The organism is Maribacter sp. (assembly GCF_016744255.1).
GTDB lineage: Bacteria > Bacteroidota > Bacteroidia > Flavobacteriales > Flavobacteriaceae > Maribacter_B.
On record NZ_JADGES010000005.1, the window covers coordinates 35,775 to 55,795 of the forward strand.

At 33.0% G+C, this 20,021-nt stretch carries 17 protein-coding genes; 9 read left to right on the forward strand and 8 right to left on the reverse strand.

All coding sequences use genetic code 11. The features are described 5' to 3' along the window. The first annotated feature begins 92 nt into the window (after positions 1 to 92). The 3 genes from QZZ51_RS02020 (at position 93) to QZZ51_RS02030 (ending at position 3,478) form a co-directional block, all read left to right on the forward strand. The gene (locus QZZ51_RS02020) at positions 93 to 1,253 is read left to right on the forward strand and encodes an alpha/beta hydrolase-fold protein (RefSeq protein WP_291865154.1); all 1,161 of its coding nucleotides are present in this window, start codon (positions 93 to 95) and stop codon (positions 1,251 to 1,253) included. A gap of 69 nt (positions 1,254 to 1,322) precedes the next feature. Continuing rightward, positions 1,323 to 2,513, forward strand: coding sequence for a TlpA disulfide reductase family protein (locus QZZ51_RS02025; RefSeq protein WP_291865156.1), 1,191 nt, complete (start codon positions 1,323 to 1,325; stop codon positions 2,511 to 2,513). Positions 2,514 to 2,737: 224 nt separating this feature from the next. Further along, positions 2,738 to 3,478 carry a DUF2071 domain-containing protein gene (locus QZZ51_RS02030; RefSeq protein WP_291865160.1) on the forward strand — a complete coding sequence of 247 codons (741 nt, stop codon included), beginning with the start codon at positions 2,738 to 2,740 and terminating at the stop codon, positions 3,476 to 3,478. Positions 3,479 to 3,863: 385 nt separating this feature from the next. Here the strand turns inward: QZZ51_RS02030 and meaB are convergent, their stop codons facing one another. Beyond that, the gene (meaB, locus tag QZZ51_RS02035) at positions 3,864 to 4,868 is read right to left on the reverse strand and encodes a methylmalonyl Co-A mutase-associated GTPase MeaB (RefSeq protein ID WP_291865162.1); all 1,005 of its coding nucleotides are present in this window, start codon (positions 4,866 to 4,868) and stop codon (positions 3,864 to 3,866) included. A gap of 406 nt (positions 4,869 to 5,274) precedes the next feature. Between meaB and QZZ51_RS02040 the strand changes: the two genes are divergently transcribed. The 6 genes from QZZ51_RS02040 to QZZ51_RS02065 all read left to right on the forward strand — a co-directional run bounded on the left by QZZ51_RS02040 (position 5,275) and on the right by QZZ51_RS02065 (position 15,950). Next, complete coding sequence (locus QZZ51_RS02040; RefSeq protein WP_291865164.1) at positions 5,275 to 7,464, forward strand: radical SAM protein; 2,190 nt, start codon at positions 5,275 to 5,277, stop codon at positions 7,462 to 7,464. 145 nt (positions 7,465 to 7,609) lie between these two features. Next, positions 7,610 to 8,185 carry a YdeI/OmpD-associated family protein gene (locus QZZ51_RS02045; protein WP_291865168.1) on the forward strand — a complete coding sequence of 192 codons (576 nt, stop codon included), beginning with the start codon at positions 7,610 to 7,612 and terminating at the stop codon, positions 8,183 to 8,185. Positions 8,186 to 8,317: 132 nt separating this feature from the next. Then, positions 8,318 to 11,545, forward strand: a complete 3,228-nt coding sequence (locus QZZ51_RS02050; RefSeq protein WP_291865170.1) for a hypothetical protein — start codon at positions 8,318 to 8,320, stop codon at positions 11,543 to 11,545. Positions 11,546 to 11,638: 93 nt separating this feature from the next. Next, positions 11,639 to 12,280 (forward strand): YceI family protein, encoded by a 642-nt coding sequence (locus tag QZZ51_RS02055; protein ID WP_291865174.1) that lies wholly within the window; start codon positions 11,639 to 11,641, stop codon positions 12,278 to 12,280. A gap of 81 nt (positions 12,281 to 12,361) precedes the next feature. Continuing rightward, a complete protein-coding gene (locus QZZ51_RS02060) occupies positions 12,362 to 14,608 on the forward strand; it encodes an MMPL family transporter (protein ID WP_291865176.1) in 2,247 nt (748 codons plus the stop codon). A gap of 157 nt (positions 14,609 to 14,765) precedes the next feature. Then, positions 14,766 to 15,950 (forward strand): LETM1-related biofilm-associated protein, encoded by a 1,185-nt coding sequence (locus tag QZZ51_RS02065; protein ID WP_291865179.1) that lies wholly within the window; start codon positions 14,766 to 14,768, stop codon positions 15,948 to 15,950. 276 nt (positions 15,951 to 16,226) lie between these two features. Here the strand turns inward: QZZ51_RS02065 and QZZ51_RS02070 are convergent, their stop codons facing one another. From QZZ51_RS02070 to QZZ51_RS02100, 7 genes are all read right to left on the reverse strand, one after another. Further along, positions 16,227 to 16,982 (reverse strand): LytTR family DNA-binding domain-containing protein, encoded by a 756-nt coding sequence (locus QZZ51_RS02070; RefSeq protein WP_291865182.1) that lies wholly within the window; start codon positions 16,980 to 16,982, stop codon positions 16,227 to 16,229. 14 nt (positions 16,983 to 16,996) lie between these two features. Next, positions 16,997 to 17,335, reverse strand: coding sequence for a 2TM domain-containing protein (locus QZZ51_RS02075; RefSeq protein ID WP_291865185.1), 339 nt, complete (start codon positions 17,333 to 17,335; stop codon positions 16,997 to 16,999). Then, positions 17,335 to 17,643 (reverse strand): hypothetical protein, encoded by a 309-nt coding sequence (locus tag QZZ51_RS02080; protein WP_291865188.1) that lies wholly within the window; start codon positions 17,641 to 17,643, stop codon positions 17,335 to 17,337. The genes QZZ51_RS02075 and QZZ51_RS02080 overlap by 1 nt, the downstream gene beginning before the upstream one ends. Further along, positions 17,643 to 17,951 carry a 2TM domain-containing protein gene (locus QZZ51_RS02085; RefSeq protein ID WP_291865192.1) on the reverse strand — a complete coding sequence of 103 codons (309 nt, stop codon included), beginning with the start codon at positions 17,949 to 17,951 and terminating at the stop codon, positions 17,643 to 17,645. The genes QZZ51_RS02080 and QZZ51_RS02085 overlap by 1 nt, the downstream gene beginning before the upstream one ends. After that, complete coding sequence (locus QZZ51_RS02090) at positions 17,951 to 18,289, reverse strand: 2TM domain-containing protein (RefSeq protein WP_291865194.1); 339 nt, start codon at positions 18,287 to 18,289, stop codon at positions 17,951 to 17,953. The genes QZZ51_RS02085 and QZZ51_RS02090 overlap by 1 nt, the downstream gene beginning before the upstream one ends. Beyond that, positions 18,280 to 18,582: a 2TM domain-containing protein gene (locus tag QZZ51_RS02095; protein WP_291865197.1), complete on the reverse strand. Its 303-nt coding sequence runs from the start codon at positions 18,580 to 18,582 to the stop codon at positions 18,280 to 18,282. The genes QZZ51_RS02090 and QZZ51_RS02095 overlap by 10 nt, the downstream gene beginning before the upstream one ends. A gap of 100 nt (positions 18,583 to 18,682) precedes the next feature. Further along, a complete protein-coding gene (locus tag QZZ51_RS02100; RefSeq protein ID WP_291865198.1) occupies positions 18,683 to 20,017 on the reverse strand; it encodes a 2TM domain-containing protein in 1,335 nt (444 codons plus the stop codon). Between the last annotated feature and the right edge of the window lie 4 nt (positions 20,018 to 20,021).

The window sequence follows — 20,021 nt, forward strand, 5'->3', positions numbered from 1 at the left end:
TTAAAACGTTCCATACAAATTGTATCAAAAAATAAACTAGAAGTATTAACCTTTTAAACGCTAAAAAAGGACAACCTATTTTAGGACAATACATGAACATAAAAATTTTAATTGCCTCTTTTATTTATTTTCTATCCTTTAATTCTTACGCACAAAATAGTGGAAAGGACAATATTGTTGGCTCTTTGTTCTCAATGGAATCTAAAATATTGAATGATGAGAGAGAGATTCAAATTTTCTTGCCCGATGGCTATTCAGATTCTAATGTAAGATATCCTGTCCTTTATGTTTTAGACGGACAACGATATTTTTTACACGCTGTGAGCCTTCAAAAATCATTTATAGAATTTAAACAAACGCCTGAATTTATAATAGTTGGAATTTCAAAAAAAAAATCTGATAGAAATAGAAACTTTAGTATTAATTCCAAAAAGTACTTAGACTTCATTAAAGAGGAAGTCATCAAATATGTTGATACCCAATACAGAACGTCTGAAAAACGGATGCTATTCGGTTGGGCCTATGGTGGAGGTTTTGTTATAGAAACGATGACAATCGAACCAGACTTATTTGATGTTTACATTTCAGCAAGTCCATTTCCACTAAAAGAAAAAATAAACAAAATAGATAGCTTTCTTACGAAAAAACCAAATTTTAATAAACTATTATTTTTTAGTTCTGGAACAAATGAAGGTGTAGTAAAAGATGGAACGAATGAACTAAATATACTTTTAACAGACAAAGCTCCAAAAACAATGAATTGGGTTTTTAAAGAATTAGAAGGAGAAGAACATAGGTCTACACCATTCACTACGCTATATCACGGAATTAAGAAACACTTCAACTATTATCCTGAATTACAATTTAATAGCCTTGAAGAATTTTCTAAAACTGGTGGATTATCTTATGTATATAATTATTATCAAAAAAGAGCTACTCAATTTGGGTTTTCAACTGATTTGTCTGATTGGACTATGTTTAGCATAACAAGAAACGCAATAAGGGCAAATGATTTTAAGGAATTTCAAAAATTAATAAATGAATTTAAACCGACAGGATTTATCAGCAGATTAAGAATAACGAGAGCCTGCTCAATTGCCGAATTTTATTTAAAACACAAACGATATGACAAAGCAATTAACTTGTTCTTGTTTTTGGTAGAAAAACATCCGAACTCTGAAAGAGCTCTGAACGGATTAGGAGATACTTACAAAGAGTTAGAAAAAGAAAGCTTAAAAGAAAAACAAAAATAAAACCCACAACAACATATAAAAGGCTTTAAAATACCTTTATGCGCAGCGTTGACATTAATTTTAATAAAAATGAGAACTATTTCTATAAAAAAAATTGCTAGTCTTATCTGTATACCCTTAACTGTAATAGCTTGTCATTCTCCAGCAGATATATCTGGAAAATTAGAAGGCGTAGAAAAGAAAAACATAAAAGTATACCTCATTGAGCCAGAAACTTTACGAGAGGTAGCAGCCTCCTATTTTGCAAAAGCTATAGATTCTGCTGTTGTAAACCCCGATGGTAGCTTTGCATTCTACAATTTACCAAAAATAAAAGAACCTGTATTGTTCCAATTAACCGTACAACCGTCTGGAAAAGCTCCTAATCATTTACTAACAGATGACCCCACAAAGTCTAACTATATGCCTATTTTATGGCAATTAGGAGAGCCACTACAAATCACTGCCAAATGGAGTGAATTTCAAAAAAGCTTTTCTATGGAACACCCATCAGAAAATAATAAAGCATTGTTAAGCTTAAGAGATATTAACGTAAAAGCTTACCAAACCTATCTTGCAGAAAAACATTGGCAAATAGAAGATGGTAGTCAATTATTAGAAAAAGAACACGCTATATTACAATATAAGACCAAACTAATAAATTTTGCAGATAGCACACAGCACCTTATACCAGCATTGGTGGCATTAAGATGGGTAAGTCCTGAGAGTAATTATGAACGCGTGCCCGAATTTTTAGTGAATCAATGTAACAAATGGAAGAAAAAACAACCAAACCATTCCTGGGTAAAACAGCTTTGCAAAGAAAGTAACCCCTCTAATCTACCAGTTTTAATAGGAGATGTTTTTCCTAATCTTAAACTTCCCATGCTAACAAAAGATACACTTACTATTAACAATCTATTAGGAAACAAACTTACTATTATAGACTTGTGGGCATCTTGGTGTGCTCCTTGCCGAAAGGAAAATCGTAACGTTTTAGCACCTATTTGGAATGATTACCATGACCAAGGTGTACAAATTGTTGCTTATGGTCTAGAAAGTAATGAGGCTAGTTGGAGAGCTGCTGTGAAGCGCGATGGTGCTAATCGGTGGTATCATGCATCCGATTTGCAAGGAGATGATGCCTTCTTCTTAAAAAAAATACGCGTTAAGACCATTCCGTCCAATTTTATTCTAGATGATAAGGGCGTGGTTATCGCTAAAAATGTTCATGGAAAAGCTTTAATAGAATTAGTAAAAAATTATATCACAAAGAAATAATAAATTACTACCTATAACATCCCTCTTGGCAACAAGCTCTGAAAATCCAACACTCAGTAAAGCACATTTCATTTTGCTCGTGCCTCACAAATTTAAAAGAGCTTTCATTCCAACGCTAGCAAGTTTTTGGAATAAAGACAGTAGCTAATAGCGTGTATAAAACATAGAGAATATGTACTCTTCGAGAGGTTTTTGTATATTTACAAAGTACGCCAAATTAATAAATGACAATACAAAAAATATTAAATACAACTAAACACAGACCTTGGAAAATGCCCACTGAAAAATGGAAATTTTATCAAGAGTGGAATAATGCAATATTTCTTCATTGGCAAGTAGAATTATCCGAATTAAAAAAGTTTGTTCCCAAGGAACTTGAAATTGACCTTTTTGACGGAAAACCTTGGATTTCGGTTGTTGCTTTTACAATGGAAAAAATAAGACCCAAAAACATACCTTCTTTTCCTCTAATTTCGAATTTTGATGAAATTAATATCCGAACATATGTAAAATCAAATAACAAAACTGGCGTATATTTTTTGAGCATCGAAGGCGGAAAAAGTTTGTCTTGTAAAGTTGCAAAAGGAGTGTCTGAACTTCCATATAGATTTTCAAAAATTAAACGAACTAAAAACCAATACGAATCCAATAACTCAGAATTTAATGACAAATTGAATATTCAGTTTACCATTGGAAAAGGAATTACGGAAAAAATAGAATTAGAAAAATGGCTGACTGAAAGATATGCTCTTTTTCAAGATACACAAAGGTCAATTAACGAATTTGAAATTCATCATTTGGAATGGCCAATTAATGAAATTGACTTGAAAAATTTAAAATTTAATTATTCAAGATTTAACAAACTAATTAAAAACGAACCGAACAAAATTCAATACTCAAAAGGAGTAAAAGTTATTGCATGGGGAAAGAATAAAAAAGAAAAAACGAGCTACAATACCATATAAAATTAATTACTTAAAACACCTTATCATAAATTCCTAATTGACGTAAATGGCAGGCCTAAACCCAACTTAAATTATAAAATAGCACAATCTTACAGATTAATAAAGTGCATAATAGGGACCTTTGAAATATTAAAAAAAGGGTATTGGGTAATTATTACCAGAATATTTTTAGTACCATAAAAGAAGGTCTTAATATACTATTAATTAACCCTGTATTTAACACTCCAGAGCTGAAAGGAATAACAGTAAACCATTCAAATTTTGGTTCGGAATAGATACAACTAGATTTAGATTCTTTTACCCATAAAAAATCTATTAAAACTGCAACATAATAATATTCAACTAATAATGTGGAAAAAAAATCTAAGAAGCTTAAAAATAATTCCTAAAAAGTCTCTTTATATTTCTCTATAATATACTGGGCTGCTTTTACAGGTGAAATCTTAGAAGAAATAATAGCTTTTTCTAACTCTTTTAATTGCTTCGCAATAGCGTCTGAGCCATAGAATAAGTTTTTTAATTCCTCATTAATATTATTATACATCCATTGGATTTGCTGTTGGTTTCTGTTTTTTAAGAAATAACCATTTTCATCTACCAACTCTTTAAACTTTAAAACGGTTTCCCAAACTTTATCAATCCCTATATTTTTAATGGCAGAGGCTGTACTTACTTCTGGGCTCCATCCAGATTCTGACAAAGGAAAAATATGTAAGGCATTCTGGTATTGCCTTTTTGCCAACTCGCTCATTCTTACATTATCGCCATCGGCTTTATTAATGACCACCATATCTGCCATTTCCATGATTCCCTTCTTAATTCCTTGCAGCTCATCTCCTGCTCCTGCTAACATTAAGAGTAAAAAGAAATCTGTCATACCATGTACTGCAGTTTCAGATTGCCCAACTCCTACGGTTTCAATTAAAATAACATCATAACCACCAGCTTCACAAAGAAACATCGCTTCGCCGGTTTTATTAGCTACACCTCCCAGAGTATCGCCAGAAGCAGAAGGGCGTATATAGGCTTCTTCTAAAGTAGCTAATTCTTCCATTCTTGTTTTATCGCCAAGAATACTACCTCTAGAACGCTGACTACTAGGGTCTATAGATAAAATGGCCACTTTATGCCCTAGTGTAACCAAATGCTTTCCAAAAACTTCAATAAACGTACTCTTCCCTACGCCAGGAACACCCGTAATACCAATCCGTATAGAATTACCAGAACTCGGTAAAACTCCTTGTATAATATCTTTTGCTAAAATCTTATCGCTCTCTAAATTACTTTCTATTACGGTAATAGCTCTAGATAAAATAACACGACTTCCCTCTAAAATTCCTTCAATATATTGTTCGGCAGTTAATCTGCTTTTAGCTTTATAATTTTTCATCCTAATGTATGCTCTATTGCATATTTTATACATTTTACACTTAAAAATTCTATTTTAAAAGATTAAATCACTAAAAAACAATCGGTTATAAATCCCTTAAAAAGAACCTTAATTACCTATTAAAGATACCTAAAAATTAAAAGAATATCTTTCTTTTCCCTTTCCGATTTATTAAAAAATAACCACCATAAATTACGATATAAAAAACAAGAAGCAACAACAGAATAAGAGTAAGCTACCTCGAGACAATCTCAAAAGGCATTCATAGGAAAACAACCTTAAAATTTCGAGGCAAGCCTCGGAGCATTTAAATCTCGATTATCGAGTAAACCCAATACAACAAACCCATTGTCTTTCTATTTTGCTTTATCTTTACCGCCTATCTACTTAAAAACAAAATAGGCTTTTGAAAGATATTTTACTTATTACTCCCCCATTTACACAATTAAATACGCCCTACCCTGCAACTGCCTATTTAAAAGGGTTTTTAAACACTAAAAATAAGAGTGTCTACCAAATGGATTTAGGCATGGAGGTTATCTTACAACTCTTCACCAAAGAAAAATTGCAGCTTGTTTTTAATACTGCCTTTGAAAATAAGACTATAGTTTCCGATAACGCACAACGTATCTATGCGCTTAGAGATTCGTATTTAAAGTACATAGCAGATATTATTCGTTTTTTACAAGGGAAAAATCAAACTTTTGCTAGGCTCATATGTACCGACCATTTTCTTCCCAGAGCTTCTCGTTTTAACCAACTCGATGATTTAGACTGGGCCTTTGGAACCATGGGTTTACAAGATAAAGCCAAACATTTATGTACGCTGCTTTTAGAAGATTTATCGGACTTTATAATTGAATGCGTCGATGGTAATTTTGGATTTAGTAGATATGCTGAAAGTCTTGGCCGTAGTGCCAATGATTTTAACGAATTGTATGATGAATTACAAGAAGAAATCACCTTTATAGATGCTATTACTTTAGACCTTCTAGAAGATATTCTGGAAGAAACTAAACCACGAATAGTATGTTTCTCGGTTCCTTTTCCTGGGAATTTATACAGCGCTTTTCGTTGTGCCCAATATATAAAAGCTCACTTTCCTAATATTAAGGTTGCTATGGGCGGCGGTTTTCCGAATACCGAATTACGCCAAGTTACAGACACGAGAGTATTTTCTTTTTTCGACTTTATTACTTTAGATGATGGAGAGCTACCTATAGAATTACTCCTTAAAAACATACTTTTAGAAGGCAATGGTGAAAAAGAATACAAACGCACTTTAGTAGTAGAAAACGGAAAGATTACATACAAAAACTGTAGCCTTCCTGACTATAAACAAAATCAATTAGGAACTCCCGATTATTCTGATCTACTACTAGACCAATATCTTTCTGTTATTGAAATTGCTAATCCAATGCACAGTCTTTGGAGCGATGGCAGATGGAATAAACTAACCATGGCACACGGTTGTTATTGGGGTAAATGCACATTTTGCGATATTTCTCTAGATTATATTAAGCTTTATGAACCTATTACTGCCAATATATTGGTAGACCGTATGGAAGAAATTATTGCCCAAACGGGAGAAACAGGATTTCATTTTGTAGACGAAGCGGCACCTCCGGCATTAATGAAAAGTCTTGCTATTGAAATTATTAAAAGAAAGCTAACCGTAACCTGGTGGACCAATATTCGTTTTGAGAAAAACTTTACCAAAGACCTTTGCCTATTGCTACAAGCATCTGGTTGTATTGCCGTCTCTGGTGGTTTAGAAGTAGCATCGGACAGATTACTTAAACTCATTGATAAAGGGGTTACTGTAGAACAAGTAGCTAGAGTTACGCGTAATTTTACAGAAGCCAACATTATGGTGCATTGCTATTTAATGTACGGCTACCCCACCCAGACCATTCAAGAAACGGTAGACAGTTTAGAAATGGTACGGCAGTTATTTAAAATTGGTGTATTACAATCTGGTTTTTGGCATCAATTTGCCCTAACAGCACACAGCCCAGTTGGTATAAACCCTAAGGATTATGCCATTACACCACATCATAAAAATATTACCTTTGCTAATAACGATGTAGAATTTACAGACCACACAGGCATAGACCATACACAATTTAGCTATGGATTAAAAAAGTCGTTATTTAATTTTATGTATGGAGTAAGCTTTGAATTGCCTTTACAAGATTGGTTCAATTTTAAAATTCCAAAAACTTCCATTCATCCAGATTATATTTATAATGCCTTGGAAAACGAGCTACCAAAAGCTCCTAAACCCCAACAAAAAGTATATTGGTTAGGTACTATACCACAACTTAGTTACCTATCTAAATCTAAAAGAGGAATTACCAGAGAATCGGCGGTATTACATTTTCATGAACACAGAGAATCCTTCTCTATTTCTTTAGAAAAAGAACATGGGGAATGGTTGGTTAACAAATTAGCAGAACTTCAAATCTCTGAAAACAAAGCCATTTCATTCGCTAACCTAAAGACCAACTTTGAGGTTCATTTTGAACATTTTGAGCTTTTTTGGTCTTCTAAAGCCATACAAAAGCTACGTAACAAAGGCTTATTATTGTTTTAATTGTGCTTAAAACAAGGGTATAGCATTTTTAAATTACTCCAAAAATAATTAAATTATCTGCAAAATATTTCTTAATATTATAGTAGACTATTAAAATTTTAACATTAATATTCTTACAAAATTAAATGCTTAATATTTTCTTTAGATGACTACCAAAACACAACTCTACTTTAAAAATGATGAAGAATGGCGTCAATGGCTTTTCAATAATCATCATAACGAAGAGGGGGTTTATTTAATTTTCTATAAAATAGACCATCCTATGGAAAGCATGCGCTGGGAAGAAGCTGTAAAAGTGGCATTGTGCTATGGATGGATTGACAGTACCGTTAAAAGCCTTGGCGATGGAAAAAGACAGCAATATTTTTGTCCAAGAAAACAAAAAAGTGTCTGGAGCAAGCTTAATAAAACCTACATAAAGCAGCTTATTAAAAATGAATTAATGCACGAAAGTGGATTAATAAAAATGAAACAAGCTAAGAAAGACGGCTCCTGGACTGTTTTAGATAATGTTGAAAATGGCATAATTCCTAAAGATTTACGAATAGCCTTTAATCAAAACGAAAGTGCTTTCGTTAATTACTCTAACTTCAGCCGCAGTTATAGAAAGAGTTATCTATACTGGCTCAATCAGGCCAAAAGAGAGGTTACTAGGCAAAAAAGAATTACGGAAATAATTAAACTTTGCTCTCAGAATATAAAATCTAGAGGAAACTGGTAGAACTAACAAAATTGGCTCTTCCTATTATTTTTCCAAGCAACCCAATAGTACATCTTGTAATTTCGTTTTCTTACCTCCTTTTTTTCTTTTGTTTTTGCTATATTTAAGCGACTAATTAATGAAAAAAAATAAATGAAAAAATTATTACTCTTCTCCATGCTTTTTGCATCCTTCTCTCTTCTTTCACAAGAGTTTAAAATGGATCTAGTACAAGACTTAAAACCAAGGAATATAGGCCCTGGCGGAATGAGTGGTCGTGTTACTACTATTGATGTTGTTCATAGTAACCCAGACATTATGTATGTAGGTACTGCTTCTGGTGGTATTTGGAAATCTACCTCGGGCGGTATTAAATGGGCTCCTATTTTCGAAAAAGAGCTCACCAGTTCCATAGGTGCAATTGCCATTCAACAATCTAACCCATCTATTTTATGGGCTGGTACAGGAGAAGGAAACCCTAGAAACAGTTTAAACGGTGGATTCGGAATCTATAAATCTTTAGATGGTGGTAAAACATGGAAATCCATGGGATTAGAAAAAACACGCCATATTCATAGAATAAAAATAGACCCTATGAACCCCAACACCGTATATGTTGGTGCTATTGGTTCTCCTTGGGGAGAGCATGCAGAAAGAGGCGTTTATAAAACTACAGACGGTGGTAAATCTTGGAAAAAAATCCTATTCGTAAATAATAAAACTGGAGCTGCAGATTTGGTTATGGACCCTAACAATCCTAACAAACTAATCGCAGCCATGTGGGAACACAAAAGAGATCCCTGGTTTTTTAAATCTGGAGGAAAAGGCAGCGGACTTTATATTACCCATGATGGTGGAGAAAACTGGAAAAAAATATCCGAAGAAGACGGATTACCAAAAGGAGAGCTAGGCCGTATTGGTGTTGCCATAGCTCCAGGAAAAACAGATGTTATTTATGCTCTTATTGAAGCAAAAAAGAATGCCCTTTATAAATCTGTAGATGGCGGTGTTAAATGGAAAAAAATAAATGACAAAGCAGATATTGGCAATAGACCATTTTACTATTCTGAAATTTATGTAGACCCGCAGAATGAAAACAGGGTCTATTCTGTATTTACCTACATAAACGCTTCTGAAGATGGTGGAAAAAACTTTACCCAACTTATGCCTGCATACGGCGTAGCGAATGGCGTTCACCCAGACCACCACGCTTGGTGGATTCACCCTACAAATGGCCAGTTTATGATGGATGGCAATGATGGTGGATTAAACATTACTAAAGACGGCGGAAAAACATGGCGATTTATAGGAAACTTACCTGTAGCACAATTCTACCATATTAATGTAGATAACGAATACCCATACAATGTGTATGGCGGAATGCAAGATAATGGTTCTTGGAGAGGCCCCGCCTATGTTTGGAAAGCACAGGGAATACGTAACAGCTATTGGCAAGAAATTGCTTTTGGCGATGGTTTTGATGTAGTCCCAGATAAAGACGATTCTCAATTTGGTTATGCCATGAGTCAGCAAGGATATGTCTCTAGATACGATTGGAAAACAGGTAATAATTATACGGTTCGCCCTACGCCACCAGACGCAAAAACTAAGTTACGTTTTAATTGGAATGCTGCTATTGGGCAAGACCCTTTTGATAATAGCACCGTATATTTTGGAAGTCAGTTTGTACACAAAAGTACAGACAAAGGTCTTACTTGGAAAGTAATTTCTGGAGACTTAACTACCAATGACCCAGAAAAGCAAAAACAAAGTGAAAGTGGTGGTTTAACTATGGATGCTACTGGAGCAGAAAATCATTGCACCATATTAGTAATAGAACCATCTACGCTAGAGAAAGGTATGTTATGGACTGCATCGGATGATGGCCGTGTGCACTATACCCAAAACGGTGGCGCATCTTGGATAGAGGTCACCAAAAATATAAAAGGACTGCCAAAAGGAGGTTGGATTCCCCAAATAAAAGCATCTAACAAAAACAAAGGAGAAGCGCTATTAATAGCGAACGATTACCGAAGATTTAACTATACTCCATATGCCTATAGAACTAAAAACTATGGAAAAACATGGGAACGCATAGTAGACAACACAGATGTGGAAAGTTACACGCTTTCTATTGTGGAAGATATAGAAAACCCAAACTTGTTATTTCTTGGTACCGATGATGGACTGTATATCTCTTTTAATGCTGGAGAAAAATGGCTAAAATGGACGGAAGGCTTCCCAACGGTCTCTACCAAAGATTTGGTAATTCACCCTAGAGAACAAGACTTGATTATTGGTACTTTTGGTCGTGCAGCATGGGTATTAGATGATATTCGCCCTTTACGAGCAATTGCTAAAAACCCTTCTGTTCTTCAAAACGATATTGCTTTATTTACACCACCAACTGGCTACCAAGCAGCATACCAGCAACCAACAGGCAGTAGATTTGGCGGTGATGCACTTTACAATGCTGAAAATAAAAAGGAAGGTGCTATGATTACCTATTTTCTTAAAAAAGGAAAAAAGAAAGAGGCTCCTAAAACAGATGAAAAGGAAGAAAGCATTACAAAGGATAAAGACTCTATTATAGAAAAGAAGAAAAAGCAAAATGGGGTTCAGAAAAAAGATTCTATACGTTTCACTTTTTACAAGGACACAGAGTTAATACGCACTTTAAAATACAAAACTCCCGAAAAAGCAGGTTTTCATAGAATTTATTGGGGTATGAATGAAAAAGGCCCAGATAGACCTTCTAGGAAAATAGCAAAAAAGGAAAAAGAGCGTGGTGGTCTCAGTGTAAAACCTGGAACATATAATGTAAAAATGGAATATGGAGACCAAATGGCCGAAACACAAATAGAAATAAAAGCAGACCCGAGGCTCAACGTTTCTACCGCTTCTACGAATGAAATATACTCGTATTCCAAAAAAATACAAACGTATACCCAAACAGCAGCTGATGCAGTAAAGCAGTTAGTAGAAAATAAAGAAATAGCTGCTAAATTTCAAAAAGAATTAAAGGCTTTAGATAAAGACAAATACGATGCTCAAATAAAAGCATCTAAGGACATTATAAAAGAAATAGATTCTACTATAGCACTTTATATTGGCAAAGAAGATAAGAGACAAGGTATTACCCGCAACCCTAAAATAAATGTTATGCAACGCATAGGGAGTGCCAGTTATTATGTGGCTACGAGACAAACAGGGGTTACAGAAACTGAAAAAAACCTGATTCAGTTTGCGGAAGAAGATTTATCCTCTGCCTTAAAAAAAACAAACTCCTTTTTTCAAGAAAAATGGATGCCTTATAAAGAAAGTATCGAAAAAACAGAGGCCTCCCCTTTTAAAGAAATTAAAACATTCTCTTTAAATTAAAACACACGGATAAAACATAACATAGAATACAGAAAAAGTTGTTTTGTCAACCGCTTAAATAATATGTACTTTTAGCATAAAAAATTACACTTCATGAAAAAATTAGCCTTTATTACCCTAAGTCTATTAGTATTTGCAGGATACAGTTGCAAAGATGCTAAAAAAGAAAAAGAACAAACGGAAGAAGCTGCATCAACTGTAGAAACAGAACAATATAGCATTGTAAATGATTCTACTAAAGTGAGTTTTGTTGGATACAAAACCACAGAAAAAAAAGCAGTTGGTGGTACATTTACCAAAATAAACATTACCAAAAATAATACTGGAGCTACTGCTATGGAAGCTCTTAATGGAACTACTTTTAGTATTCCCGTAAGTAGCTTATTTACCAATGATGCTACTGGCACAAGAGACCCTAAATTATTAGAGTTCTTTTTTGGTGTAATGAAAGATACAGAACTTATTTCTGGTGTTTTTAAAACCGGAGCAGACAATACTTGCTCTATAGATATAACCTTAAATGGAGAAACTGCGAATATTCCTTTAACTTATGAAACCACAACAGATAACGTCTATACTTTCAATGGTGTTATGGATTTAAAAAACTGGAACGCTTTAGATGCCGTAGCTTCTATCAATAAAGCTTGTGAAGTATTGCATACTGGTGCAGACGGGGTAAGTAAAACCTGGAGTGAGGTAGCCGTAAAAGCAGAAGTTCTTTTAGAAAAAAAATAATATTATAATGTACTCATAGAACAAAAGGCTGCTAATTAGCAGCCTTTTATCTACTACCCTATTTTTATCGAAACTAGTACTATGCAAAGACTTATTGCTCTAAAAAAACATATTGTATTTCTATTTATCGTTTTAGCAGCTATTTCTACTGTTTTACTAGGCTTTCTTAAATTTACTTTTGATTTTGACCAATTTTTTCCGATTGGTGACCCCGATTTAATTTTTTATGAAGAGTTTATAAAAGAATTTGGCACAGATGACAACTTCTTACTTATTGCCATAGAAAACAAAGAAACCGTTTTTGAAAAGGATTTTTTAGAACGCTTTCATCAATTCTCTTTAGATGCTGAAAAGTTTACGTATACTAAAAATAGCTCTTCTTTAACCACGTTATTTTATCCTTTAAAAACCTCTTTTGGATACACTAAAATACCTGTGGTTAACATTCAAGATTCTACCAGATACCTTAAGGATTGGAAAAAAATTAAGCAAGACAGTCTGTTTACCAATACTTTTATTGACACCAAAGGAACCTCTTTGGTAGTGGCTATTGAAACTGAAGATAATTTAGATTACAACAACTGCTTGCTATTTTTAGAGGAAGTCCGCGCTGCCTTAAACAAACACCAATTAAATGAATACCATCTCTTAGGAAGAGCCTATTTTTATGAAGCTTTTGTAGCTATGCAAAAAAGAGAGCTTCTGGTAACTAGTGCCCTTTCTGCTTTATTAGTTCTCTTTGTTTTATTTTTTGTCTACAGAAAAATAGCTGTAGTTGCGCTAGCCTTTTCTTCTATTATAATGGCTCTACTTTTATTCTTAGGGTTACTCTCTATCTTAGGAAAAGAGCTCAACACATTATCTTCCTTTTATCCTATTTTACTTTTAATTGTAGGTTCTGCCGATGTTATTCATATTATGGATAGTTATTTAGAAAAATTACACTTAAACATAGATAAAAATGAAGCAATAATCAGCACTTTAAAAGAAGTAGGCCTTACTACTCTTTTAACCTCTGTTACAACTGCCATTGGGTTCTTATCCCTCATTACATCTAAATTACAACCCATAAAAGATTTTGGTCTAAACTCTGCTATTGGTGTAATGGTAGCCTATGTAACGGTAATCTTTTTTACGAGCGCCCTACTCTTAATCATTAACAAAAAGCATCTTCTGTCTAATAAAAATTCCATGGAGAATTGGAATTTTTACTTACTTAAAGTAAATATATTCACCAAAAAAAATCCACGAGCCATTTTGTATAGCGCTCTTTTATTTGCTGCTATTTGCTATTGGGGTGTTTCTAAAATAAATACCAATTACGAATTTCAGGCTAGTTTTCCAAAAAATAGTGTGCTAGCCGATGACTTTTCTTTTTTCCAAACCAAGTACTCAGGCTTTAGACCTCTTGAAGTCGCGGTGATTGCAAAAGGAGACAACAAAATAACCGATTTTAAAATGCTCCAAGAAATAGACCAAATGGAAGCTAAATTAAAGTCTCTTAAAGATATTCGCGAAGTAACCTCTATAAACCTCTTATTTAAAGGAATTAACAAAGCACACCATCTTAATAAAAAGGAGTTCTTTACACTTCCTACAGACGAAAAAACCTATGCTTTATACAAAAAAGATGTAAATAAAATAGCTCGTAAACAACTGCAAAAATTTGTCAATAACGATAATACAAAAGGCCGTATTTCTGCCAAAGTACTAGATATTGGTACCGATAGCCTTATAAAAGTATATGAGAATTTAAATCGCTATATCACCACAAAAACAGATACTTCTATAGTACATTTTAGACTTACAGGGAAAGGAATGCTATTAGACAAAAACTCTGTATACATAAGGAACAGCCTGCTTCAAGGTCTGGGTTTAGGTTTAATTCTTGTTGGTTTTATTATGGTTATACTCTTTAAAGATATTAAATTGCTAGCCATTTCTTTGATACCTAATATTCTTCCCCTATTATTCGCTGGGGCGCTTTTAGGCTTCTTAGGAATACCTTTAGAGGCTACTATATCCATAGTTTTTGCAATAGTATTTGGTATTGCCGTAGACGATACCATTCATTTTCTTGGGAGATACAAACTATGCCGTTTTAATGGCTTAGATAAAGAAGAAGCTATTGAAAAAACCTTTAAAGAAACGGGTAGAGCTCTTGTAATTACAACACTGCTACTCTTTTTTGGTTTTATGGTGCTAGTATTCTCTATTCATCTTCCAAGTATTACTATCGGACTCTTACTAAGTGCAACCTTACTAACAGCTTTAGTGCTAGATTTACTACTACTCCCCGTTTTAATACGTAAATGGATTAAAAAATAATCTCTTAAAACCCTACAAACACACGCCATAATGACAACAAAAGTGTTAATAAATTTAGATATAATAGGTTTTTACTGCAATAGCTCGAAAAGGAACTAAAACATAAGAAAAGCCTTATATTTTATCTTAATTTGGCAACTTTAAAAAGTTAATTAATATGAACCCTTCATCTGTAGGCTGGATTGGAAAATATTTTCATCTTATAAAAGATGACACTATCCCATTCGCTGGCTTTAGAGACTTATATGGAGAGCTTAAAAAAACGGGGTTCGTATACGGTATAAACATACGAATACCCAGAAAAATAGAAGCAGAACACAAGTTAACAGAAGATGAATGCGCAAAAATAAACCTACTAAATGCATTGTACTACACCTATGTATTAGAAGAAAAAGATGCATCCATTGAAGAATTCATCAGCACTGTAAACCAATTTTACACTTCTTTAGAAATTAACCATGTTTCTTTTTTTGAAAAATTATTAACCACAAATAAGGGCTCCGCTAAGCTCGAAAAGATTATAGAATCCAGAGTTTATTTAGGAGATAATGTTATTAGCAAAACCTTTAATAGCATTATTACTAATTCGTTTTTATACATTGATGTATTAACTTTTAAACATTATTTAAATGACAAAAACAACATTAGAGCTTATGCTCAAAACATAGAATTTATAGCAATAAACATAATTTACCATGCTTTAAATTCTAAAGAAAAGAACAAATCTGATAAAAAATTAGCGCAATTATTTGAAAGTTCTTTGACCTTTATAGATGCTGATAAGCAAAATTTTGATGGTTCTTACAGGGATAGAATTCGTGTAAATCCTGAAGAATGGGAGAACAGATACTATCTAGAAATGGCTTGTTTAACGGTATGGGAAGACAAATCTTTAGACTATAAAGAGTCCGATTTTATTTTCGGAATCGGACAAGATTTAGGTTTTAATGCCAAACAAATCTCTAGATCTATAGAAGAAATAACCTATTTTTTTGATAAGAATTCAGAGGTAATTCCTTTCTTAAAAGACAATAATTTAGCCGTTCAATTTTACGATAGCATGTCTAAAATTGTAAATAAATTAATAATTAGGAACAGTAAAAGGCTGCAAAAAGAGCTTTCTGAAAGTAAAGAATTAGTTGCCTTATTATCTAAATCTACAGTTAAAGATTTAAGTTCTGACGAGAAAAAAAAGGTACAAAATCAGCTCTTAGACATTTGTAAAAGCGTGCCTTCTTTAGCCATATTTATGTTGCCAGGCGGAGCTGTTTTATTACCTATCCTTATTAAACTAATTCCAAAATTACTGCCTTCTTCTTTCGATGAAAATCGTGTAGAATAACACTAAAATACATTTTATTTTTTTTTACTTTTCACAATCTATTCTAACAAATAAAAACAACCAAATTAAATTCTAAAAACAAATAATAAAAGGCATTTTTTTAAAGCACAATGACAAAAAAAAGCTACAAATATGCGCTAGTTTCATGTCATAAATAATTGTATATTTAAATGTACTAAAAAAAGAGATTTTCCTCTCGAAACAGTGTAAAAAAGGCATTATAAGAAAAATCTATAGCTAAATCTAAAATACACTATTCCAGAAGATTAAATACCATTACTCTAACCAAAGCTTAAAGTCTTTTACTTTTTCTCTGCTAACTATAATTTCTTGCTCATTATAGCGATTTACCTTAATCTGAAGCCTAGAATTTGTATACGAAACAATATCTTTTATGTGATTTATATTCACATAAAACTTTCTACTAACTCTAAAAAATGTTTTTGGTTCTAGTTCATTTTCAAGATTCTCTAAGGTAATATCCAAGAGGTAATTTCTGCCATCTGAAGTTGCTGCATAGGTGCCTTTATTTTCACTATAAAAACACTCCACTTCTTCTCCATTTACAATCTTTAAATGCTGCCCTACTCTAGCGGTAAATCGTTTTTTATATTCCCGCTCTAATGGATTTACCAAAAGCTTTTTTATATCCTCAAAATTCAGGGCTAATTTTTCTGGTTCTGGTTTTAAGTCTTTGTATTTTTTTACTGCAACTCCTAACTCTTCATCATCGATTGGTTTTAACAAATAATCTATACTATTTAACTTAAAGGCTTGTAATGCATATTCATCATAAGCCGTTGTAAAAATAATAGCACTTTTAATTTCGATGGTTTCAAAAATCTCAAAAGACAACCCGTCTGATAATTGAATATCTAAAAAAATTAAATCTGGATGTTCGTTATTTTGAAACCATAAAATAGATTCCTCTACCGAATGCAACATTGTAGATACGGCAACTCCCAAATCGTTTAACAATCGAGACAAACGTCTTGCTGCTGGTTTTTCATCTTCAATTATAATTATATTCATGCCTTTATTTTATTTTACTCGAAAGAATCTTCTTCTTTCATTATTTTTTCAATTTGACGGTCTTCCCAATTTTTAATAGAATTGTTTTTAAAAATAAACAACTTAAGTCCTTTAATCAACATTATAAAAGCAATTGTTACAGGCACACTCCATAAGGTCCAATTTACCCAATACAAAATATGTTCATTGTCTAAACCGTGCTCTATGAATATTTGTATAATCCTTCCATTAAAAAGAAATAATAAGACCGTAAAGATGATTAAACGCACTAGACCTACATAAAATTTTCGTAGTTTAACAACCCTCTCTTGGGCTTGAATAAATTTTTCTCGGGTCCTTTTTTTTTCCTCCATTACCTGTATTTTTCGGTCTTTATCTCTTCCTCCTTTATAAACCTCCTAATTTTTCGTTCTTCCCATCCTCGTAACGGCTTCGCTAACTTATTGTTTATATTAAATCCCTGAACAACAACTATTACCCACCAAGCGAAGGCTGTTCCTCTAAAAATCCAACTTACAGATTCTGGTGCTCCTTGTGATTTTACATAAAATGAAAACCACACCATCAATACTGTCGCAAAGGAAACCATAAGGGTAAAAAGGTGCCAATTCTTCAATACCTTTATTTTCTTTTTAACTAATTGTAGTTTTTGATTGTTCATTATCTAAATTTTTCAGATCTACGTTTGTCTTCTTCCATGAATTTTTGAATCTGCTTTTCTTCCCAGCTTTTAAAAAACTTAGGAAATTTATTATGGATACTTAGGCCTTTAAAAAGTACAATTACCCACCAAATTACTGGGCCTATCATTACTGCAAGACTTCCAAATACGGGAGTCCCAATACTTCTTAAATAGGAATTAAACCAAATCATAAAAATAGTTCCCACTACCGCAAAAATTATAAGGATATACCAATGCTTAATAGCTTTTACTTTCTTTTTAGCTAATTGTAGTTTTTGATTGTTCATTATCTAAATTTTTCAGATTCTCGCTTATCTTCTTCCATGAATTTTTGAATCTGTTTTTCTTCCCAATCTCTACCAAAAAATGGGTTTAATGAAAATACTTTTATCGTATGGAAAAACAATCCTATTCCCCAGAAAACCCAAATTGCAAATGTTCCGAAATCAAAAAAAGCTTCACTAAATGATTCTCCATTGTTTATGTTTCCTATAATCTTTGATACTGATATAAAGGTATTAACAGCTAAATAAGCAGTTAAATGCCCGTAATACCCTTTTAAATCGGCTACACGCTTTTTTGCTTTACGTAGCTTTTCTCTCTGACTTTCTTCTTTTATTTCCATAAGTCATTTTTTTTATCCTCGTTCATGTATTCCTTAATCTTACGTTCTTCCCAGTTACTACTAAAAAAGGTTCCGTAACCAAAAACTTTAACAGCCTGAAAAACGAGTCCTATTCCCCAACCAAAAGCTGCCCATAAAAACCAAGGGTGGCGCCATTCATCTGTCCAATAATTTACTCCTGCTAAAAAAAGAACAAACACAAAATAAGAGATTAAACTGGTGTAAAATTTCTTTTCCTCTGCAACTCTCTCCTTTGCTTTTAAATACCTATTTTCTTTATCTAAGTTATTCATACGATTGCTTTTTTATTTACTTCAAACTTCCTAAAAAACACCGCGATATTTAAATATAAGTTTCTGAATTGTTGTGTTTTAGGCATGAGTTGTAAATAATCTAATCTTCATTACCCATATACTCTCTAAGCTTTCTTTCTTCCCAACTTTTCCCCCATAAAGGGTTGTATCCAAAAACCTCCATACCATGTACTACAACTCCAAACCCCCAACCTGCTGTTGGGAAAATTGCCCATGGAAAACTCGTTGTATTGTAATTTAATATAGTAAGCATTGGTATTATGATACAATACGCTATTAGGTTGCCATAAAAACCTTTAATTGCTTCTACTTTTTCTTTCGCTTTCTGGTACCGTTTATCTTCCATATAGGATTCTTGAACTTCCATAACCGTAACTTTCTTAGTAAGCATAGGTAGTTGCACACTAAAAACAGATGCCTCGTTATCTATTCTCACCCTTCTATCTGTTAAAATTGCGTAGCGTTCCTGAATATTTTTAAGTCCCACTCCGCTACTTTTTTTAACCACTCTTTTTTCTTGTATATTATTTGTAACACACAAGTCCCCATCCTCCTCAAACACCTTAATTCGCAAAGGTTTTTCTGCAGTAACCACATTGTGTTTTACTGCATTTTCTAGTAATAATTGTAATGATAATGGCACAATTTTGGCTTCGGGGTCCGTGCAACAGTCGGGAATTTCTAGAATAATACTATCTTCAAATCGCATTTTTAACAACTTTATGTAGGTATTAGCAAAATTCAATTCCTCGTCTACAGGTACCAAATCTTTGTTTTTTTGTTCTAGAACATAGCGATACACTTTAGAAAGTGAGGTGGTAAACTTTTGCGCCTGGTATGGATCTTCTTCTATTAGGCTTGTTAAAACATTTAAGCTATTGAATAAAAAATGAGGATCTAGTTGGTTCTTTAAAGCATCAAACTTTGCGGAGGCCGTTCCTGCAATTATCTTTTGCTCTTTAACTTTATTCTCCTGCCTGTACTTATAAAACCATATAGCATAAAAAATTAATGCGATAGCAGTAGAAATAAGCATAGAAATCTTATAACTGTTAATACTCTGTTCATTTAAAAAATCTAAAAAAGACATCTCATAAACAAAAACAGCTAAAATAAGCTTAGACAAAAAGATACCTAGTATAGAGAACACTATATTCCCTGTAATTACTGTTGCAAATTTTTTAATGGTAAACAATCTACTTTTATAACTCCTTAGAACATACTCTATCCAATAGGCGTTACTAAAGTAAAGTATTACCGAAAAAATCATGTTTTGCCAATATTTTAACCAAGCCTTTTCTATATTGAATTGGCTCCCCAAATCACCAGAAAAATAATATATAGCCATAAAAGCAATATAAATTATAGTCCCAATAAAAAATGCTCTTACCAGATGTTTTAAAAATCGTTGCATGTAA